Source organism: Sulfitobacter rhodophyticola (assembly GCF_041281685.2).
Lineage (GTDB): Bacteria > Pseudomonadota > Alphaproteobacteria > Rhodobacterales > Rhodobacteraceae > Sulfitobacter.
The window spans coordinates 3,406,172-3,424,832 of record NZ_CP166251.2; the positions used below are offsets into that span (position 1 = coordinate 3,406,172).

Genomic DNA, 18,661 nt, shown 5'->3' on the forward strand with positions numbered 1-18,661 from the left:
TGAGCCTACACACCTTGCGCCATCCATCAGAGGCATTCCCTTCTGACATATTAGGTGATCACCCCGGAATGTCCCGGCAGGATCAGACCCTAGAACAGATCAACCTCACCCGTGTCCGGGGACGGACAGGACAACGCAACGGGCTGCGCACCGGGAAAAAGCAGCGCTCGGGTGCGCTCAAGCCGCACGCGTTGGGACAGGTTCACCGCCTGTGCGCCCGAGATCCTGTCGAACTGCTCCAACTGGCTCAGGTGGAGCGTCAGCAATGCCAGATCTTCCGCGTATTGCCGCAGAAAGTCGAGGTTCTGAAGCCGCGCGAGGCTATTGGCCGATTGCGCCTTGGCATCCTGCGCAAGTTCTTCGGCAATCGTGTGTTCAACCTCGTGCGTCATGTTTGCGAGGTGATCAAGATGCTCGGAAATACGATGCAGAAGTCCATGCATCGTCTGATCCTGCGGAAGAGGAGCGGCAGCCGACATCAAAGCTTGCCAACCACCGCCTCGATGCAATTGCGCAATTCATCGGGCTGGAACGGTTTTTTGAGATAGTTGTTCATGCCCAGCTTCTTGCCGTGATCAATGATCTGTTGTTCCGCCCGACCTGTGATCAGGACAAAACCCACCCCCTTTGTTTGCGGCGTACCGCGCAGATAGTGCAACAATTGCAGGCCGTCCATCTCGGGCATATTGTAGTCCGAGATCACCAGATGCGCGGGCTGTCTGGCAAGGTGATGCAGCGCCTCCTTGCCGTTCTCAGCCGTCGCCACGTTGCGAACCCCAAAGGCGTCAAGCGCTTGTGTGATCAAGCCGCGACTGGTGGACATGTCGTCCACCACCATGATCCGGATTTGGTCGCGCAATGCCATGTTATCTTCCTCGTTGCTGTAGCTCCGAAACGCGGAGACCGTTGTGATATTGCGCCTTGTCAGGCCAGGGGGGCGTAGGTCGTCGGGCCTGTGCAATCGAACCCGAAGCGGGCGGGATCGGAAATGCGTTCGGAATGACCCAGAAACAGCAGGCCGTCGGATTTGAGAACCTTGCGGAAACGCGGCCAAAGCGCGGCTTGGGTCTGCGCATCGAAATAGATGACCACGTTGCGGCACAGGATCAGGTCAAAGGGCCGCGCCATTGGCCATTGCCCCAGCAGGTTCAATTCATTGAAACGGATCATCCGGCGGATCATTTCATTGGTTGCGTATTCCGCTTCACCATCGGCGGTATTGGCATTGGTGAAATACTTGGCACGCAAGGCGTCCGAAACACCGCCCATCAGGCGGTCGGGATAAACGCCTGCGCGGGCAAAGGCGACGACCTTGGGGTCAATATCGGTGCCCAGAATGCGCAGATCAAGATTGGCCACTTCGGGTGCATGTTCAAGCAGTGTGATCAGCGCTGAAACCGCTTCCTGCCCGTTGGAACAGCCCGCCGACCAGATGCGCATCGTTCCCCCGGCGCGCAGATGGGGCAGGCGATTTTCAAGAACAGTTGCAAGCGTTTCAAAATGATGGCTCTCCCGAAAGAAGTGGGAGACGTTCGTCGTCAGCGCGGAAATGAGGTGCCGCCGCTCCGTATGGCCATCATCGGAGCCGATCAGGGTGCAATAGTCCTGAAAATTGCTCAGACCGAGCGCGCGCAAGCGTTGACGCAAGCGCGATTGGATCATGGTCGCCTTTTCTTCAACCAGCGTCAGCCCGCTTTCGCGGTAGGCAAGATCGGCAATCGCGCGGAAACTTGCGGCATCCAGTTGCAGATTGGTGTGCGCCTTCGCGTTCATGCGGCGGTGCTTTCGGCTACATCGACCGTTGCCGCCAGATCAAGAACGCGGATCATCCGCTCTTCGATCAGGGTCAGCGCGCTGACAACGCCTGCCGCAGCAGCCGACGTCAGCTCCGGTGGGGGTTGCAGATCATCGGAGGTCAACGCCACGATGTCGGACACCGCATCGACCAGAAGCCCGGTCATCATGTCCTCGTGTTTGACCACGATGATCACATTGCGTTCGCTTTGTTCGCGCGAGGGCAGACCAAGCCGTTCGGCAAGATCCATTACGGGCAAAACCGTGCCGCGCAGATTGATCACGCCCTTCATGTAGCGGGGCGCATGGGGCAGGGGCGTTGCATGGGTCCAGCCACGGATTTCACGCACCGACATGATGTCGAGCGAATACTCCTGCTCCGCAAGGCGGAACGTCAGCAGTTCGATCGTGGCAGGTTTGGTGTCTTCACTCATGCGGATGCTCCTGCGGCCTGACTGGCAGGAGGCGTGCCTGCCTGGGATATGGCGCTTGAAGAGGTGCTGTTGATGATATCGGATGGGTCAAGGATCAACGCGATCTGCCCGTCCCCGAGGATGGTCGCGGCCGCGATACCGGGGGCGCGGTAGAAGCTGTCATCCAGACCCTTGATCACGACCTGACGCTGGTCGAGGATATTGTCGATCATGATCGCCGCGCGGCCGCCGTCTTCAAGCGCGATCAGCAGCACCACCGCATCCCCGAAATTATCAAGCGGTGCGCGGTATCCCATTGCGGCCCCCAGATCAAATAGCGGCACAAACCCGCTGCGCACCTCGATCACGTGGTTGCCCGGGCGCACCATTTCCACATCGTCGTGTTGCAGCGTCAGGGTTTCGATCACAAGGTTCAGGGGCAGGACAAGCGTTTCACCGGCGACTTCGACGACCATGCCGTCCAGCACCGCGAGGGTCAGCGGCAGGGAGATTGAAAAAGATGTCCCCTGGCCGGGTTGGGACGTGGTGGTGATGCGTCCGCCCAACGCCTGGATTGCGGTGCGCACCACATCCATGCCGACACCCCGGCCGGACAGATCCGACACCACCGACGCCGTGGAAAAACCGGGCAGGAAAAGGAGGTTGTCGATCTCCGTATCGCTCAACTGCACGTCTGGCGGGATAAGCCCCTTGTCGATGGCGATTTGCAGAACCTTCGGGCGATTGATCCCCGCGCCGTCGTCCGAGATTTCGATCACGACCCGCCCGGACCGGTGCGCGGCGGTCAGATTGACGGTGCCCTGCGGGGACTTGCCTGCGGCGATCCGGTCCTCCTTGCTTTCCAGACCGTGATCGACCGCGTTGCGGATCATGTGGGTCAGTGGGTCGGCCAAGCGTTCGATCACCGTCTTGTCGACCTCGGTCGCCTCTCCGAAAGTGTGAAGCCTGACGTCCTTGTCCACGGCGGAAGACGCTTCGCGCACGATGCGGGACATGCGCTGGAACAGGGATTTGACGGGCTGTGCGCGGATCATCATCACTGAGTCCTGAATATCTCGGGTCAGGCGCTGGAATTCCTCAAGCCCGTTCATCGCGTCGGAGTGCGGCGACAGCCCTGATTGCTCAAGGCTTTGGCTCAACATCGCCTGATTGATCACGAGTTCCCCGACAAGGTTCACAAGCCTTTCAATGCGGTCCAGATCCACGCGAACGACCGATTTGGCCGCTGCACCGCCGCCTCCCGCGGTCGGTTTGGCGGATGTGGCGGGTGCCTTCGGAGGCGATGGCGTGGGTGGCGTCTGCGGTTTTGGCGCAGATTCGGCTGGCGTCGGGGAGGGCGCTTCGGGCAATGGCTGGATCAGGGAGGGATCAGCCGGGGCTGGCGAAAGGGCGGTGTCTTGTGCGGTGGTGCCGGAGGTGTCGGCGCCATCCTGCGTGATGTTGAGCGTGCACAGCCCCTCGACGAAATCGAAGATCGTTGCCACCTCGGTCTGCTCCACGTCGGCGTCTAGGACTACGGTCCAGGTCAGGTGAGGGACCTCAGACGTCAGATTCTCCAGATCGGGGACCTGTGTCGTGTCGCATGTGACCGTGCCTTGGCCCAGTTCCAACAGGTTCCGCAATAAAAGCGCAGGTTCATTCCCGGTGGCAAACAGTTCCGTGTGCGGGGTGAACGTGATGACAAAAGGTCCGGCGGTCGGGCCTGGCATGGGCGGCGGCGGGGGCAGATCAGACAAATCAAACGCGGGCGCATCACCGCCAAAGTCAAGATCAAGGGCAAGGCCCATCGGCTGAAAATCGATCTCCTCCGGTTCTTCTTCTTCAGTGACGGCCAAACTGGGTAGAAACGCGTCCAGCGCGGTCAGCAATTCGGCTGTCTTATCGTCCGGCAATGCCTCCCCGTCGCGGCTGATACGGACGAGGTCGGACAGGTGATCGGCGGCCTGAAAGAAGACCTTCATCGCCTCCGCAGTAACATCGAAGCGGCCCGCGCGCACCTCGTCCAGCACCGTTTCATAGCGATGCGCGAATCGCACGAGCGCCTCCAGCCCGAATGCGCCGGCACCGCCCTTGATCGAATGCACGGCACGGAACACGATGTTGATGGTTTCGGTATCCCCGTCGCCATCGTCCATGGTTTGCAGGCTGTCCTGAAGGGCTTCCAGCAGTTCTTCACATTCAATGAAGAAGGACGCCCGGATTTCGGCCATTGGGTCGGTATCGCTGCTCATCAGATGCTCCTTATCCCGCGACCATGTGCAGGGCCTTGACCAGTTTGTCGGGATCGAAGGGTTTGACGATCCAGCCTGTCGCCCCGGCGGAGCGCGCGCGCTGTTTGAGTTCCGGCGCGGCTTCGGTTGTCAGCACAAGGATCGGCGTTGCGCGGTGGCGGTTCTGCTCGCGCACGGCGTCAATGAAACCGAAGCCGTCCATGCGGGGCATGTTGATGTCAGTGATGATCGCGTCGGGGGTGATGCCATCCAGAACCTCGATGCCATGCACGCCATCATCCGCAGTGTGCACGGTGAACCCGGCGGGCAACAGCGCCATCTTGATCATGTCGCGCATGGTGCGGCTGTCATCCACGGCCAGTACCTCAAGTGTCATGGCGCACCCTCCGCAAGTGTTTCCGGGGTCATGCCCATGGCCTGTAGATGGGCCATCACCGGATCAGGTGTATTGATGATCTGAAGGTAATGCCCCTTTGCGCGCAGGGACTTGCCGGCCGCGACGCAAACCTGCATGCAAAGCGCCCCGATCTGTGTCACCTGGCCCAGATCGAGCGTGATATCACCATCGGGCTGCGCCATCAAAGCCGTGCGCAGATCGGTGGCAGCAGCCAGGTCGAGCTTTCCCTTCGGCGTCAAAACATCAGCCATGGCACACCCGCGGGCGCGATTGATCCTGCAACATTTCCGGCAAGCTCCCTCTGCTTGGATGGCTACTTGTAGGGGCTTGCTTCTTAATTCTCCGTTACCCCTCTGAGGCCAGAGGCGGTATTTCATTCGGACGGTGATGGGCGGATGCACTCAGTCTGCGTCAACAAAAAACCCCGTGCCCTGTGGACACGGGGTTTGATCTTCAGATCAGGTGGTTGGTTTAGCGGCGGCGACGGCCCCCCGTCCGGCCTGCACGGCCACGGCCTTCGTGGCCCGCCTTGGGGGCCACCTTGTTGAATTTTATCCATTCGCCGCCATGCGGGTCGCGGTCAAACAGGAAATTCGCTGCCCGGATCGCTTCCATCTCCTTGCCCGCGCGGGGCAGGGTCGATCCCATGCCGAAAAGCTGCACGAACGCCTCGTCGTCCATCCCTTCGGGCAGTGCCACACCCAGCGCTTCGACCTCGGCCCGCTTTTCAGCGATCTTGGCCGCATTCACCGGCAGGGCGACTGGGTTCATGATGGCGGACGTCATGCCGGCCCCCATCGCCATGGGCAAAAACGCGTTGTTGATGCCGTGGCGGTTGGGCAAGCCAAAGCTGATGTTGGACGCGCCACAGGTGGTATTCACGCCCAATTCCTCGCGCAAACGGCGCACAAGGGTAAAGACCTGATGGCCGGCGGTCGCCATCGCGCCAATCGGCATGACCAGCGGATCGACGACGATGTCATGGGCGGGGATGCCAAAGTCAGCCGCACGTTCGACGATCAGCTTGGCAACGGCAAACCGCACGTCCGGATCTTCGGAAATGCCGGTGTCATCGTTTGAAATCGCCACCACCGGCACGTTGTATTTCTTGACCAAAGGCAGCACCAGTTCCAGCCGCTCTTCCTCGCCGGTGACGGAGTTCAGCAGCGGGCGACCCTCGCAGGCCTCCAGACCGGCTTCCAGCGCACCTGGCACGGAACTGTCGATGCAGATCGGCGTATCCGTCACCGCCTGCACCCGTCTGATCAATTCCGGCATCAGGGTGGGTTCGACGAAGTTGTTGTCGGCATAACGCGGGTCTTCGGCCATCTTGTTGGAAAAAACCGCGCCGGAGTTCACGTCGAGCACCGTAGCCCCCGCATTGGCCTGCGCCACGGCATCGGCCTCAACCCGGGAAAAGTCACCGCGTTCAAGCTCTTCCGACAGGATCCTGCGGCCTGTGGGATTGATCCGCTCGCCGATGACGCAGAACGGCTCTTCAAAGCCGATAACGGCGGTCTTGGTCTTGGATTCGACGATGGTGCGGGTCATGGAAAGTCCTTCAGGCGGCGTTTGCAGGGACGGCAGAGCTGCCGCCGTTTTCGATGGCCCAATTGGCATTGGTCTTGATTCCACCGAGCGGGAAAAAGTGCACGTGGGAGATGTTGAAGTCCGGATTGGCGGCCTTGTGCGCGGCCAATGTGTTCAGCACGTCCGTCGGCTCATAGGGCAGCAGCAGCTTGGTCACATCCATCGCGCGCTTTTGCAGCACCTTGAGCGATGGGCCGACGCCGCAGGCGATGGCGAACTTGATCAGCGTTTGCAGCTTGGCTGGCCCCGCGATGCCGATGTGCACGGGCAGGGTGATGCCCGCGTCACGCAGACTGTCGGCCCAGGCGATGATCGGCTTGGCATCGAAGGCGAACTGCGTCGCAATTGCCATCTGCGCATCGGAGCGGGTCTGGAAATCGTTCTTCCACTTCAACGCGGCGTCCACATTGGCGGTGCCCTTGGCGTCGATGTCGCGATTTCCTTCGGGGTGGCCCGCCACGTGCAGCCGCTCGAACCCGGCCTCGTCGAAAAGCCCCGTCTCCAGCAATTGCATGGAATCGCTGAAATCCCCGTGTGGGCTGGCCACACCGCCGGCCAGCAGCAACGCCTGCTTCACATCCGCTTCGCCCTGGTAGCGCGCGATCCAGTCGGCCAGCGTGGCGCGGTCCCTGATGATGCGCGCGGGAAAGTGCGGCATGACCTTGAACCCGTCCGCGTGCAGGCGCTTGGCCGTGGCGACCATATCATCGATCGGGGTGCCTTCGATATGGGCAATGTAGACGCGCGTCTGTGCGGGCAGCAGGGCGCGGAAATCCTCTACCTTCTCGGCGGTGCGGGGCATCACCTCGATGGAGAAATCCTGAAGGAACGCTTCGACATCTGCATTGACGCCTGCGGGGGAGGGTGCCTCTTTGCGGCGGAAGTTGAGAAGGGCCATGATGTTCTCCTTGAACACGTTAAGCACTGGGACCTATGCCCAGCCGTCGTTGGCAATCAGTGTCTTGATCCGCTCGCGGTCGTATTCCGCGTCCAGTCGTGCGGCTTCTGCATCGGCGACGGCATCGGGATCCCCCTCAACCGTAAAGGGCTCCGCCTTGCGCCATTCCGCCAGATAGGCATCCGTATCGCCTGCGCCAACCTTCATTGCGGCGCGGTCGATCGCCTGCTCGAACCGCTCGGGCAACGGGCGCTTGGACCCGCGGCGCCCCTTGCCCACGATCACCTGAGCCGGGATGTCGCGCCAGTAGACGATTGTGACGTCGGGCATGAGCTGATTCCTCCGTTGCGATGTGTGCTTCTCTATCGCTTGCCGCTCGTTATGCGTCGCATTTTTCCGACAATCCGCACTTCGCGAACGACTCCCTTCATGTATGATATTCGTCCGCATCGAACGAGGGGCAGACGTCCTCATTATTCTCAACATCAATGTGAGGTTGAGCGCGAGGCGGCACTATGCGACGTTTTGCAGGATGTCGGATCAAACCCATTGCGATGCCTACGTATTGTGCAGCACGCCGCGCAGCGGCACGACGCTGACCTGCGATCTGCTGCGGCAGACCGGCGTGGCGGGGGCGCCGGACTCCTTTTTCCGTCAAAAGAGCCTGGCCGATTGGTGTCAATCCTGGGGCATTGCCGACCCGCCGCAACCAGAGGACGAGACGTTTTCTCACGCCTATTTCCAGGCCATGAAATCGGCTGGACGTCAGGGCACGGATCGGTTCGGTCTGCGGCTCATGGGCCCCGATCTGACCTATGCGTGCAATTGGCTGGCGCGCATGCATCCATCCGCCCGGACAGACCGCGCGCGCTTTGACGCGGCCTTCGGCGTCACCCGTTACATACACCTGACGCGGACCGACAAGCTCGCTGAAGCGATATCGTATTTGCGGGCAGAGCAGACCGGTCTGTGGCACAGCGCCCCGGACGGGGGCGACATTGAACGCATCCCCCCGACGGAGCCTGATGGCTTCGATGCGGCCCGCATCACGGAACGGATGACGATGCTGCGCACCTATGATGAACTCTGGCCCCGATGGTTTGACGCGCAAGGTATCGTACCGCTGCGCGTGACCTATGAAGCCTTGTCCGCAGACCCATTGACGGTGCTGCGTAAGATATTGTTATACATCGGAAAAGACCCCGATTGCGCCAACCATGTGACGCCGGGGACGCGCAAGCTGGCGGATGAAACCTCCGTCGCCTGGATCGCGGAGTATCGCCGCCGCCATTCCGCCTGAGGCGAAACAGCCGGACCTGCATCATGACGCTTGCGCGAGAGACGCGAGAGGATTAGTTTCAAGGCAACTCGTTATGAAAGGCGCAAGAAGATGGCGCCAAAGCGTCCCAAAGGTGCGGGCGCGCTCGAAAAGGATAAACGACCGGCTCTGAGCCCCGCGCCAGCCAAGCCGGGATCGACCAAGCTGTACGCGGCTCTCGATCTTGGCACAAATAGTTGCCGCATGTTGATCGCCCGACCAAAGGGCAGCGGTTTTCATGTGGTGGACAGTTTTTCCAAATCCGTGCAACTGGGCGCGGGGTTGGAAAAGACCGGGCGGTTGTCGCGCGGATCCATGTCGCGCACCCTTCAGGCCCTTCGCATCTGCCAGCAGAAACTGCGTCGCAACAAGGTCGGTTCCATGCGTCTTGTCGCGACCGAAGCTTGTCGGCGCGCACACAACGGTGATGAATTCATGCGCCGCATCCAGCGCGAAACCGGGCTGCGCCTCGATATCATCAAGCCAGAGGAGGAAGCGCAACTTGCGGTGATTTCCTGTGCACCGCTGGTCAGTCAAAAGACCGAAAACCTGCTGGTGGTCGATATCGGGGGCGGGTCCACCGAATTGGTATGGATCGATGTCTCCGGCGTTCCAAGACAGGACCGCGCACAGGCCATCATGCAGCTTCATTCGGGCTTCAAGCAGGTCCAAAGTGACCTCCCCCAGGCGAAGGTTGTCGACTGGATATCCGTTCCCCTTGGCGTCGCGACCCTGCGCGACCAGTTCAACGATGTTGAGGACGACGCCGCGCGTTTCGCCTTGATGAGCTGGTTTTTTGAGGAAAATCTGACCGATTTCACGCCGTATCAGTCCGCACAGCCACAGGAACGGTTCCAGATTGTCGGCACATCCGGCACCGTCACCACGGTCGCGGCCAGCCATCTGGGGCTGAAACGCTATGACAGGACCAAGGTGGACGGGTTGCGCATGACCAGCGACCAGATCGACAAGGTCATCCATTCCTATCTGGCCATGGGGCCGGAAGGGCGGCAAAGCGACCCGCGTATCGGACAGGACCGGTCCGCGCTGATCATGTCTGGTGCCGCGATCCTGCAGGCGCTGATGCGCTGTTGGCCGACGGATCGGCTCAGCGTGGCGGACCGTGGGCTGCGGGAAGGTTTGCTTTATGCACAGATGAGCGCGGATGGCGTGCTGGAAGAAGGAACATACTGACATGGCCAAGACCCCCAGCGGCAAGAACACCTCCGGACGTGGTCAGCGCGAGTTGAAGGTGAAGGTCAAATCAGCGCGCGGGCGCAAGCTGTCCTCTACCCGCTGGTTGCAGCGGCAGTTGAATGACCCTTACGTCAAGCGCGCGCAGGCTGAAGGATACAGAGGAAGAGCGGCCTACAAGATCATGGAATTGGACGATAAGTTTCGGTTCCTTGTCCCGGGCGCGCGGGTCGTCGATCTGGGTGCGGCGCCGGGCGGGTGGTGCCAGGTGGCTGTGAAGCGTTGCAACGTGCTGGGCGAAAAGCCGGGCAAGGCACAGGGTACGATCCTCGGCATTGACCTTCAGGAGATGGAACCAATCGCGGGGTGTGAGCTGCATGTGCTTGATTTCATGGAAGACGATGCAGACAAACAGGTGAAGGATTGGCTGGGCGGCCCGGCGGACGTGGTTATGTCCGACATGGCGGCTGCATCCTCCGGACACAAGCAAACCGACCATCTGCGCATCATGTCCCTGTGCGAGGCGGCGGCGTATTTTGCTTTTGATGTGCTTGATCCCGGCGGCACCTTTGTTGCCAAGGTGCTGGCAGGCGGGGCCGAAGGGGAGCTTCAGAAACTGCTCAAACAGCGGTTCACGAAGGTTGCGAACATCAAGCCGCCTGCAAGCCGTTCTGACAGTTCGGAAAAGTTCGTGGTCGCGACAGGGTTTAAGGCAGGTGACTAAATTCTACTGGTTTCAGGTAATTATGACCCTAAGTTGATGTTCAACGATCTTGTCCCCTGCCGTGGCATGTTGTTTCAAATTGGGTTGAGTTTTCATCGACGGCTTTGCGACCGTTTACTGCAGCTTAAGCCTTCCTGCCTAACGTCTCCGGTGTTCTCAACGCACCGGATCGGGTGCTCTTGCTGCAAGGAAATCAAGCATGCTTCGTGCCACCCTGACCGCGCTGACCCTCGCGATTGCCACCCCGATGATGGCCGCCGACGCGCCCCCCGCCATGGCCAGTTATATCGAGAGTGATCTGAAGGGCTGGATCAATGATCCACAGATCGTTGCAGGCATCACGGCACAGAATGCAGCGACATCCGGCCTCAGCCAGGACGAAATCATCACCCGTGACACCGCATGGCGGGACGAGGTGGGCAGTGCTTCGACACCCATGATCGACAGCGTTCTTTCTACGCCATTGTCCGCGTTCCTGAGGGACCATGTGGCGAACTCAGAGGGGCGCATCACCGAAGTCTTCGTCATGGACAGCCGCGGCCTCAATGTCGCGTCAAGCGCTGTAACTTCCGATTATTGGCAAGGGGATGAGGCGAAGTTTCAAAAGACCTATGAAATCGGTGCCAACGCGATGTTCGTGGATGAAATCGAACTGGATGAAAGCACGCAGACCTATCAGGGACAGGCGTCTTTCGCGATCACCGATCCCGCCAGCGGTCAAGTGATCGGCGCGATTACCGTCGGCTTGAACGCCGAAGCGTTCTTTTGAGCGTCAGCTTGCCAGCCGGTCGTGTGCGACGCAGGCTGGCAATATCTGATGATTATCAAACAGAATCAATACGAACCGTGTCTCCGTTGAAGTGGTATGACGTGCCATGGCTAGCCGTTGTCCGCCGCGGCGCGCCCTGCCAGCATCCCCAGAACAACCGCGCTCAGCAAGCCATTGCCGGAAAGATACCCACTGTCGGACCGGCCGGACACGCCGCAGGCTGCCCCGCCGCCGGCAAATAGGTTCGCAATGGCTGACCCGTCACGTCGCAGCACCCGGGCGTTTTCATCGGTTTTCAGCCCTCCTTGGGTGTGGAACAACGCGCCCGTGACACGCACACCGTAGTACGGAGGGTGCAACCGGGTGCCGCCGAAGGTGCGCCCGAAACTGTCGGTGCCGTCGCTGGGTATCTCATTGATGCTCTGCGAGAGCTGCGCGGCAGGCAACCCAAGACCTTCGGCCAATGCCTCCAACGTATCGCAGACATGAAGCGCACCTGCGGCTTCCGCCCGTTTGAAATCTTCAAACTGGCGCGCGATTTCCGCGATCCGTCCATCGAAGATGGCAAAGGCTTCACCCCCCGGTTGCGCCAGAACGGCACGCGCGGCTTCGGAATATCCCTGCGCTTCGTTCCAGAAACGGTCTCCGTCGCGGTTCACCTGCACGCCACCTTCGGCGATGACAGCCCAGGTGATCAAAATTCCATGCGGGTGGGCCACGTTGCCGTGTCCCTGATACGCCCCAAGGTGCACAACATCCGCATCCAGCGCCTGACCCCACAAAACCGCTTCGCCGCGGTTGCCGTCATGGCCAAACCACAGCCCATCGACGATGTCGGGCATGTGCTGTGCCACGAGGTCCCGGTTGCCGCCAAACCCGTTGCAGGCAAGGATCAGCGCATTGCAGCCAATGGTCTCCACCGCGCCGTCGGGCCGCGTCACGGCGATGCCTGCCATCCGTTTCTGATCCTGGAACAACCGTGTGGCGCGCCGTTCACAAATGATATCGATGCCCGCGTTTTCACATGCCGTGCGCAGCGCATCGATCAGCTCCGCCCCGGACCGGGTGGGCAAGCCGTGCATCCGCCGTCTGCTGTGTCCAGGATAGTCGAAGTTGTCGACGACGCTGAAAGACAGATCAAAGGTGTCCGTCAGCCAATCGATCACCTGCGCTGACGTTCCCGCCAGCAGATCGACAAGCGCGGGATCGTTCTGACCTTTGGCCTTGGCCTGAATATCATCCGCAAAAAGCGCGGCAGTGTCGCTGATCCCTGCGGCCTTCTGCACCTGCGTTCCCGCCGCGGGGATCAGCCCGGCAGACAGCGCTGTCGATCCACTGGGCACCGCGTCCGCCTCGACCACCAGAACGGATTGCCCGCCTTCGTGCGCGGCAAGGGCCGCCACCAAGCCGCAGGCGCCTGCGCCGATGATCAGCGTTTCAGCCTCCAGATCGAAGGAGGGGGGCGGCGGGGCGACGTCAGCTGTCACCGCGATCATAGGTTGCTCCTTTCGCCAGCATTTCACGGGTGCCGATCACGGTGTTGAGCCCGTTGAAGTCAAACATCCGTTCTGCAAAGGGTGCATTGCTGCCATGCCGGGCAAGACTTTCGTAATAATCCCGCGCGGTGCGCGCCACGGCGCGGACAATGCCACCGGGAAAGATCACGATGGCATACCCTTGTTCCTGAAGATCGGCGGCGTCGGTCATGGGGGTGGCGCCCCCTTCCACCATATTGGCCAGAAGCGGCGCGCGACCGGCAAAATGGCGGCTGATATCGCCAAGTTGCGCGCGGGTTTGCGGCGCTTCGATGAAAAGGACATCTGCACCTGCTTCCAGATAGGTTTCGGCCCGGTCGATGGCCGCTTGAAATCCCTCAACGGCGATGGCGTCTGTGCGCGCGGTGATCAGCGTCTGTTCGGACGCGCGGGCATCGGCCATCGCCTTGATCTTGCCCGCCATTTCACTGGCCGGGATCAAAGCCTTGTCCGCCAGATGCCCGCAGCGTTTGGGATAGGTCTGATCCTCCACCTGCAGCGCCGACGCACCCGCGCGTTCATAAAGGCGCATGGTGCGTTGTGCATTCAACGCGTTCCCGAAACCGGTGTCCGCGTCGATGATCACGGGCAGGGGGGATCTGTCCGCAATCAGGGTCATCGCGTCGGCCATTTCGGTGACGGAGGTCAGGCCGATGTCGGGCCTGCCAAGCCGGGTATAGGCCACCGCCGCCCCGCTGAGGTAGAGCGCTTCGAACCCTGCCGCGGTCGCAAGTGCCGCGGTCAGCCCGTCATAGATGCCCGGCGCGACAAGTATCTCCTTTTGCGCAAGGCGGGCCTTGAGGGTCATGCCGCTTCCTCCAACCAGCTTTGTACCGCGGCGCAGTCCATCTGATGGGTCACCGTGCCGAGCGACAGGATTGTTGCATCGTGCACGTCATCGCGGAAGGCGGCGCATCCATCGGTCAACATCACGGTTTCAATATTGCGCAGATGCGCGTCGCGCAGGGTAGAGGCGACACCGCCGTTGGTCACAATGCCGCCGACGATCAGATTGTCGATCCCCGCCGCGCGCATGATGTATTCCAGCCGGGTCTGATACAGCGCCGAATAGGCGACCTTTTCAATAACAAAATCAGCCGGATAAAGCGTATCTACAAGCTGGTTGCCAAAGCTGCCCGGTGCAAAGTCACCCTTGGTCAGAAAGGGCCGCAGCTTTTTCAGATGAGGGGCGATCAGCGGGTTGCCCTTTCCATCCGGCACCAAGGTGAATTGTGCGGAGATGTAATGCCCGCCCTGCGCCCGCAGCGCCTTGATCAATGGTGCAATGCGGTCGGGCAGATCGGCAATTGCCTGCGCACCCTGGCCCGCCCGTCCGTACGCGCCTTCGGCGTGGATGAAGTCATTCTGCAGGTCAATCGTCAGCAGGGCCGTGCGGGTCAGGTCCCAGTCTTGCGGCGTGCTCATGGCTGGCCCTCCGATGGTTCGATGATGGTGTTGCCGAAGGCATCGACGCGCGCCTGCAGGTGAGGTTCGACCAGCACGGTCGTATCGGGCTGTTCGAGGATGGCGGGCCCCCTGATCAGGGTGCCGACCGGCAGGGTCAGGCGATCATAAATCGCCGTGTCGAACCACGCGTCGTCAAAGTGAACGGGCCGTGTCGCCCTTGGCTTGACCGGTCCGGATGTTACTGGTGCAAGGGTTTCAAGGTCGAATTTGGGACGCTTGCCGGTCACCGCACTGCGCAGGTTCATGATGCGGCGCACCCCATTTTTCAGGAGCCGCCCGAAGGTCGCGCCGTACGCCGTATCAAAGGCTGCATCGATCTGCGCCTTGGTGGGGCTGGTCACCTGACCGTCCTTCACCTGCACCTCCAGCGGGACGGAGACGGTATGGGTCTGTCCGACATAGGCCATGTCGAGCTCAAAGCGCAGTTCGCGCGCCTCGAACGTGGTGTTGGCCGCATCCAGCAGCGCCATGCCCTGTTCGACGTGGGTTTGCATGAACCGGCGCAGATTGTCTTCGTCCAGCGTGCTGACAAGGGTGTTGATCGTCTGGACGAAATCCTGCCGCATGTCGGCAATCACGCACCCCATGGCGGATGTCACACCGGGATAGCGCGGGACAATGGCGCGCGCGATGCCCACATCGGCCAGCATCGCACCGGCATGCAGCGCACCACCCCCGCCAAAAGGCATGAAGGCAAAGACCTTGGGATCAAAGCCGCGTTCGATGCTGACCAGACGTATGGCACCGGCCATGCGGGAATTGGCGACCCGCAGGATCGCTTCGGCAGCGGCAAGCGTGTCAAGGCCAAGCGGCGTCCCGACATGGGTGTCAATCGCCTTGCGCGCGGCCGCCACGTCCAGCCGGTCCAGCTTGCCGCCGATGGGGCTTTCCGGGTCGATCCGGCCCAGTACCACGTTGGCATCTGTCACCGTGGGGCGGTCGTTGCCCAAACCGTAAGCCACCGGTCCGGGGTCGGAGCCTGCACTTTCCGGCCCGATGTTGAGCAATCCGCCCTTGTCCACCCAGGCGATGGAGCCACCACCCGCGCCGATCGTCGTGATCTCGATCATCGGGGTGCGGACCACCATGCCGAAATCAATGGAGGTCTGGGGGGAAAGCATGGATTGGCCACCAGCGATCAGCGACACATCGAAACTGGTGCCGCCCATATCGCCGGTGATGACGTTTTCAAACCCGGCTGCCGTGGCGATATACCCCGCCGCGATGACACCCGCCGCGGGGCCAGACAAAGCCGTGCGCACCGGCAGGCGGCAGGCGGTGTCAACGGCCATCACGCCGCCGTTCGACTGCACGATCATGAATTCGCCGTCAAATCCGCCATCGCTTAGCGCGCTTTCCAGTCTGCCGATGTAACCGGAGACTTCCGGTTGCAGATAAGCGTTCAATGCTGTGGTGGAAAAGCGTTCGAACTCCCTGATTTCGGGCAGGATTTCCGAGGACGCGGAGACATGGGGGTTGGGCCAGATGTCGCGCACGGCGGCCACGGCGGCGGCTTCGTTCTGCGGGTTGGCATAGGCGTTTGCAAACAGGATCGCGACCGCTTCGCAGCCCTGATCGCGCAGGCGTTTTGCGGCGGCGCGGACGGCTTCAAGATCGACGGGTGTGCGGATGCTGCCGTCCGCCAACGTGCGTTCGGGCACTTCAAGGCGGTTGCGGCGGTCGACCACGGGTTCAAAATCACCGCGCAGCCCCCAGGTGCGCGGCCGGTCACGCCGCCGCATTTCCAACACGTCACGCAAACCTTGCGTGCAGATCACCCCGGTGCGCGCGCCCTTGCGTTCCAGAAGGGCATTGGTACCGGCTGTTGTGCCGTGGACCACCACCGCGACCTGCGACAGATCGGAAACCTCGCGCGATATGCCTTCCATGAACCCGCCCGACTGGTCCGGGCGCGTGGTCGGCACTTTGGCCACCGATGCCGTGCCGTCGGCTTCGTTCAGTACGAAAACATCTGTGAACGTGCCGCCCACATCGACACCGATCATCCGCCTGTTCATTGCGGAACCTCCCGCCAGGCGGTGCCGTATGCGGTGTCTGCGGCCTTGGCGGTCATAAGTCCGCGTGCCACGTCACGCGCGATGTCGGGGGCCGCGCGCGCATCCGCCGGCCCGTATCCGCCACCGCCCGGTGTCTCAAGCCGGACCGCCTGTCCCGCGCGCAGCTTGATCCCCCGCATCTTGGACGCCAGCGGCGGGGTTTCCCATCCGGTGTCCTGTTCGTAGGAAAAGACGTTCAGCGCGGCATCACCGCCTGATGCGATACCCTTGGGGGCAAAGCGGCCCCGCTCCCCGAACAGGAAGGCCTCCGCACCGTTTTCCTCCAACACCTCGATTTCATAGATCGCACCCATACCGCCCCGATGCGCGCCGGCGCCTGCACTGTCAGGCCGCAATGCCCATTGCCGGAACATCACCGGATAGGCCGCTTCGAGGATTTCCATCGGCGGGATCGTCGCTGTGGAAATGGGCGCGTTGCCATGGTTAAGGCCGTCGCTTTCTGCGGACCCACCGTGCCCGCCGCCGTAAAAGCTGAACATCACCCAAGGCTGCCCGTTGGCGCGTTTGCCCGCGATGGACAGCGCGTTGATCGTGCCATAGGCGTTGGCCACCACCCGGTCCGGTGCGGCCTTGGCGAAGGCCGAGAACATCACGTCGATCATGCGCAGAATCGTTTCGGTATAACCACCCGTGGGGGCCGGGAATTCAGCGGACAGCAAGGAGCCTTCAGGCACCAGAACATCAATTGGGCGCATCACGCCCGCGTTGGCAGGCAGGGCGGGAAAGATATGCTTGATCGCGACATAGGCGGTGGCGACGGTGGTGGGCAGTGCGATGTTGACCGGACCCGCGCATTGCGGGGCTGAACCTGCGAAGTCCAGCGTCATCCTGTCCCCCTTGATCTCTAGGGCCACGCGAATGGCAAGGCGTTCATCGGTGATCCCGTCGTTGTCCAGAAAATCCTCGGCTTCCCAGCGGCCGTCGGGCAGGCCCTCAAGTTCGGCCCGCATCAGGGCTTCGGCACGGTGGCCCAGCGCATCAAGGGCGGCGCGTACCGTATCGGCACCATATTCATCCAGAAGCTCATCCATCCGCTTTATGCCAAGATCAAGCGCGCCCAGTTGCCCGTTCAGATCCCCCATGGCGGATTGCGGCAGGCGGGTGTTGCGCAACAGGATGTCGATGATGTCCTGATTGATCTCGCCGCCGCGCGCCAGCCGTACGGGCGGCAGCACAAAGGCCTCCTGAAAGACTTCCGTGGCGCCGGGGTTGTAGTTGCCCGGCACAGCACCACCAACGTCGTGCCAATGCCCGACACTGGCCAGATAACAAAAGAGCGTGCCGTCGCGAAAGTAGGGCCGCACAAGCCGCATGTCGGACAGGTGGGTACCGCCGATGTGCGCGTCATTGAAAATGTAGATGTCCCCGTCCTGCAGCTCGTTGTCGGCCTTTTCGATGACCGCCTTGACGGCGAAAGACATCACACCCACGAAGATCGGCAGTCCTGATTTACCTTGCACCAACGTGTCACCGCTTGTGGCGTGATACAGGCCGTGGCTGGCATCATGCGCTTCCGCAATGATCGGGTTGAACGCGGCGCGAAACAGCGTGGCGTCCATTTCATCTGCGATCTGTTCCATCCGGCCTGCGAGAACGGACAGGGTGATCGGATCAATGTCGGTCATGTCTGCGCCCTTGTTTCCGCGATGTCGTTCCAGACGTCCTGTTTGGTGATCTTGCCGCCCGCCACTTCGAACCGGTCGATAAAGCGTATCCCATCAAATGCCGTGCCATCGGGCCATTCGCCCGACAAGGTCCCCCGGCAATAGACAACGGCCGCCTGTCCCGCGCCTTGCATCGTATCGAACCCATCAAAGGTTTTCGTGACAAAGCGGTAGCGCGGTTTCGCCCAATCCACCATATCTTCGAGGCGGGTCAGTGCAGGGGAGCCGGGGAACTGCATGACAAAACCGTCCGCCAGCAGCGCCCGCGCCTGATCCAGTTGCCGCGCCTGCATCGCATCAAGAAACGCGCGCACGACCTTGGCGGGATCTTCCAGTGCGGGCGCGCCCATGCGCTGTTCCCCGCCGCGATAATACCGATCGGTCGGCATTTCATGGATCATGATCGTGATCGCCTCGGGCGGGGCCGGCACCACAAGGCGGACCGCATCGGTAAGAACCGTACCCAGTCGCTGCTTGTCGTTAGATGTATACCCCTCAAGGATGTGCAATTCCACGATCGGCATCCGATCCTTCCCCCCAATAATCTGTCCTATAGATAATACAGCTT

General features: G+C 61.3%; 20 protein-coding genes. 4 read left to right on the top strand and 16 right to left on the bottom strand.

Annotated elements, in window-relative coordinates; genetic code table 11:
* Positions 1-89: 89 nt before the first annotated feature.
* From AB4X18_RS17770 to AB4X18_RS17815, 10 genes are all read right to left on the bottom strand, one after another.
* A complete protein-coding gene (locus AB4X18_RS17770; protein ID WP_370401343.1) occupies positions 90-443 on the bottom strand; it encodes a hypothetical protein in 354 nt (117 codons plus the stop codon).
* A gap of 35 nt (positions 444-478) precedes the next feature.
* The gene (locus AB4X18_RS17775) at positions 479-865 is read right to left on the bottom strand and encodes a response regulator (RefSeq protein WP_370401344.1); all 387 of its coding nucleotides are present in this window, start codon (positions 863-865) and stop codon (positions 479-481) included.
* Between the two features lie 59 nt (positions 866-924).
* A complete protein-coding gene (locus AB4X18_RS17780; RefSeq protein WP_432816851.1) occupies positions 925-1,773 on the bottom strand; it encodes a CheR family methyltransferase in 849 nt (282 codons plus the stop codon).
* Entirely contained in the window at positions 1,770-2,228 is a 459-nt protein-coding gene (locus AB4X18_RS17785) for a chemotaxis protein CheW (protein ID WP_370401346.1), read from the bottom strand. Before AB4X18_RS17785 ends, AB4X18_RS17780 begins: the two co-directional genes overlap by 4 nt.
* The gene (locus AB4X18_RS17790; protein WP_432816852.1) at positions 2,225-4,459 is read right to left on the bottom strand and encodes a chemotaxis protein CheA; all 2,235 of its coding nucleotides are present in this window, start codon (positions 4,457-4,459) and stop codon (positions 2,225-2,227) included. The genes AB4X18_RS17785 and AB4X18_RS17790 overlap by 4 nt, the downstream gene beginning before the upstream one ends.
* Before the next feature lie 10 nt (positions 4,460-4,469).
* Positions 4,470-4,835, bottom strand: coding sequence for a response regulator (locus tag AB4X18_RS17795; RefSeq protein WP_370401347.1), 366 nt, complete (start codon positions 4,833-4,835; stop codon positions 4,470-4,472).
* Complete coding sequence (locus AB4X18_RS17800; RefSeq protein ID WP_432816853.1) at positions 4,832-5,107, bottom strand: STAS domain-containing protein; 276 nt, start codon at positions 5,105-5,107, stop codon at positions 4,832-4,834. The genes AB4X18_RS17795 and AB4X18_RS17800 overlap by 4 nt, the downstream gene beginning before the upstream one ends.
* Before the next feature lie 220 nt (positions 5,108-5,327).
* On the bottom strand, positions 5,328-6,407 hold the full coding sequence (locus AB4X18_RS17805; protein ID WP_432816854.1) for a methyltetrahydrofolate cobalamin methyltransferase: 1,080 nt from the start codon (positions 6,405-6,407) through the stop codon (positions 5,328-5,330).
* Between the two features lie 10 nt (positions 6,408-6,417).
* Positions 6,418-7,344, bottom strand: a complete 927-nt coding sequence (locus AB4X18_RS17810; protein WP_432816855.1) for a methylenetetrahydrofolate reductase — start codon at positions 7,342-7,344, stop codon at positions 6,418-6,420.
* A 33-nt stretch (positions 7,345-7,377) separates the two neighbouring features.
* On the bottom strand, positions 7,378-7,674 hold the full coding sequence (locus AB4X18_RS17815) for a virulence factor (protein ID WP_370401350.1): 297 nt from the start codon (positions 7,672-7,674) through the stop codon (positions 7,378-7,380).
* Between the two features lie 202 nt (positions 7,675-7,876).
* On the opposite strand from AB4X18_RS17815, the gene AB4X18_RS17820 reads away from it, so the two are divergent.
* The 4 genes from AB4X18_RS17820 to AB4X18_RS17835 all read left to right on the top strand — a co-directional run bounded on the left by AB4X18_RS17820 (position 7,877) and on the right by AB4X18_RS17835 (position 11,349).
* Positions 7,877-8,644 (top strand): Stf0 family sulfotransferase, encoded by a 768-nt coding sequence (locus tag AB4X18_RS17820; protein ID WP_370401351.1) that lies wholly within the window; start codon positions 7,877-7,879, stop codon positions 8,642-8,644.
* Between the two features lie 90 nt (positions 8,645-8,734).
* Positions 8,735-9,856 carry a Ppx/GppA phosphatase family protein gene (locus AB4X18_RS17825; RefSeq protein WP_370401352.1) on the top strand — a complete coding sequence of 374 codons (1,122 nt, stop codon included), beginning with the start codon at positions 8,735-8,737 and terminating at the stop codon, positions 9,854-9,856.
* A gap of 1 nt (position 9,857) precedes the next feature.
* On the top strand, positions 9,858-10,580 hold the full coding sequence (locus AB4X18_RS17830) for an RlmE family RNA methyltransferase (RefSeq protein ID WP_370401353.1): 723 nt from the start codon (positions 9,858-9,860) through the stop codon (positions 10,578-10,580).
* A gap of 199 nt (positions 10,581-10,779) precedes the next feature.
* Entirely contained in the window at positions 10,780-11,349 is a 570-nt protein-coding gene (locus AB4X18_RS17835) for a hypothetical protein (RefSeq protein ID WP_432816856.1), read from the top strand.
* Between the two features lie 110 nt (positions 11,350-11,459).
* Here AB4X18_RS17835 and AB4X18_RS17840 read toward each other — a convergent pair whose 3' ends face one another.
* The 6 genes from AB4X18_RS17840 to AB4X18_RS17865 are packed head-to-tail and all read right to left on the bottom strand — an operon-like array spanning position 11,460 to position 18,617.
* On the bottom strand, positions 11,460-12,845 hold the full coding sequence (locus AB4X18_RS17840) for an FAD-dependent oxidoreductase (protein ID WP_370401355.1): 1,386 nt from the start codon (positions 12,843-12,845) through the stop codon (positions 11,460-11,462).
* Positions 12,826-13,692, bottom strand: coding sequence for an isocitrate lyase/PEP mutase family protein (locus AB4X18_RS17845; protein WP_432816857.1), 867 nt, complete (start codon positions 13,690-13,692; stop codon positions 12,826-12,828). Before AB4X18_RS17845 ends, AB4X18_RS17840 begins: the two co-directional genes overlap by 20 nt.
* A complete protein-coding gene (locus tag AB4X18_RS17850; RefSeq protein WP_370401356.1) occupies positions 13,689-14,309 on the bottom strand; it encodes a cysteine hydrolase family protein in 621 nt (206 codons plus the stop codon). Before AB4X18_RS17850 ends, AB4X18_RS17845 begins: the two co-directional genes overlap by 4 nt.
* Positions 14,306-16,369, bottom strand: coding sequence for a hydantoinase/oxoprolinase family protein (locus AB4X18_RS17855; protein ID WP_432816858.1), 2,064 nt, complete (start codon positions 16,367-16,369; stop codon positions 14,306-14,308). Before AB4X18_RS17855 ends, AB4X18_RS17850 begins: the two co-directional genes overlap by 4 nt.
* Complete coding sequence (locus tag AB4X18_RS17860) at positions 16,366-18,054, bottom strand: hydantoinase B/oxoprolinase family protein (RefSeq protein WP_370401357.1); 1,689 nt, start codon at positions 18,052-18,054, stop codon at positions 16,366-16,368. The genes AB4X18_RS17855 and AB4X18_RS17860 overlap by 4 nt, the downstream gene beginning before the upstream one ends.
* Positions 18,051-18,617 carry a nuclear transport factor 2 family protein gene (locus tag AB4X18_RS17865; protein ID WP_432816859.1) on the bottom strand — a complete coding sequence of 189 codons (567 nt, stop codon included), beginning with the start codon at positions 18,615-18,617 and terminating at the stop codon, positions 18,051-18,053. Before AB4X18_RS17865 ends, AB4X18_RS17860 begins: the two co-directional genes overlap by 4 nt.
* Between the last annotated feature and the right edge of the window lie 44 nt (positions 18,618-18,661).

Coding starts and splice junctions, on each gene's coding strand:
- AB4X18_RS17850 (WP_370401356.1), bottom strand. CDS start 14,309: ATGAGCACGCCGCAAGACTGGGACCTGACCCGCACGGCCCTGCTGACG.
- AB4X18_RS17855 (WP_432816858.1), bottom strand. CDS start 16,369: ATGAACAGGCGGATGATCGGTGTCGATGTGGGCGGCACGTTCACAGAT.
- AB4X18_RS17815 (WP_370401350.1), bottom strand. CDS start 7,674: ATGCCCGACGTCACAATCGTCTACTGGCGCGACATCCCGGCTCAGGTG.
- AB4X18_RS17805 (WP_432816854.1), bottom strand. CDS start 6,407: ATGACCCGCACCATCGTCGAATCCAAGACCAAGACCGCCGTTATCGGC.
- AB4X18_RS17795 (WP_370401347.1), bottom strand. CDS start 4,835: ATGACACTTGAGGTACTGGCCGTGGATGACAGCCGCACCATGCGCGAC.
- AB4X18_RS17785 (WP_370401346.1), bottom strand. CDS start 2,228: ATGAGTGAAGACACCAAACCTGCCACGATCGAACTGCTGACGTTCCGC.
- AB4X18_RS17825 (WP_370401352.1), top strand. CDS start 8,735: ATGGCGCCAAAGCGTCCCAAAGGTGCGGGCGCGCTCGAAAAGGATAAA.
- AB4X18_RS17830 (WP_370401353.1), top strand. CDS start 9,858: ATGGCCAAGACCCCCAGCGGCAAGAACACCTCCGGACGTGGTCAGCGC.
- AB4X18_RS17810 (WP_432816855.1), bottom strand. CDS start 7,344: ATGGCCCTTCTCAACTTCCGCCGCAAAGAGGCACCCTCCCCCGCAGGC.
- AB4X18_RS17835 (WP_432816856.1), top strand. CDS start 10,780: ATGCTTCGTGCCACCCTGACCGCGCTGACCCTCGCGATTGCCACCCCG.
- AB4X18_RS17790 (WP_432816852.1), bottom strand. CDS start 4,459: ATGAGCAGCGATACCGACCCAATGGCCGAAATCCGGGCGTCCTTCTTC.
- AB4X18_RS17845 (WP_432816857.1), bottom strand. CDS start 13,692: ATGACCCTCAAGGCCCGCCTTGCGCAAAAGGAGATACTTGTCGCGCCG.
- AB4X18_RS17770 (WP_370401343.1), bottom strand. CDS start 443: ATGCATGGACTTCTGCATCGTATTTCCGAGCATCTTGATCACCTCGCA.
- AB4X18_RS17800 (WP_432816853.1), bottom strand. CDS start 5,107: ATGGCTGATGTTTTGACGCCGAAGGGAAAGCTCGACCTGGCTGCTGCC.
- AB4X18_RS17780 (WP_432816851.1), bottom strand. CDS start 1,773: ATGAACGCGAAGGCGCACACCAATCTGCAACTGGATGCCGCAAGTTTC.
- AB4X18_RS17820 (WP_370401351.1), top strand. CDS start 7,877: ATGTCGGATCAAACCCATTGCGATGCCTACGTATTGTGCAGCACGCCG.
- AB4X18_RS17775 (WP_370401344.1), bottom strand. CDS start 865: ATGGCATTGCGCGACCAAATCCGGATCATGGTGGTGGACGACATGTCC.
- AB4X18_RS17865 (WP_432816859.1), bottom strand. CDS start 18,617: ATGCCGATCGTGGAATTGCACATCCTTGAGGGGTATACATCTAACGAC.
- AB4X18_RS17840 (WP_370401355.1), bottom strand. CDS start 12,845: ATGATCGCGGTGACAGCTGACGTCGCCCCGCCGCCCCCCTCCTTCGAT.
- AB4X18_RS17860 (WP_370401357.1), bottom strand. CDS start 18,054: ATGACCGACATTGATCCGATCACCCTGTCCGTTCTCGCAGGCCGGATG.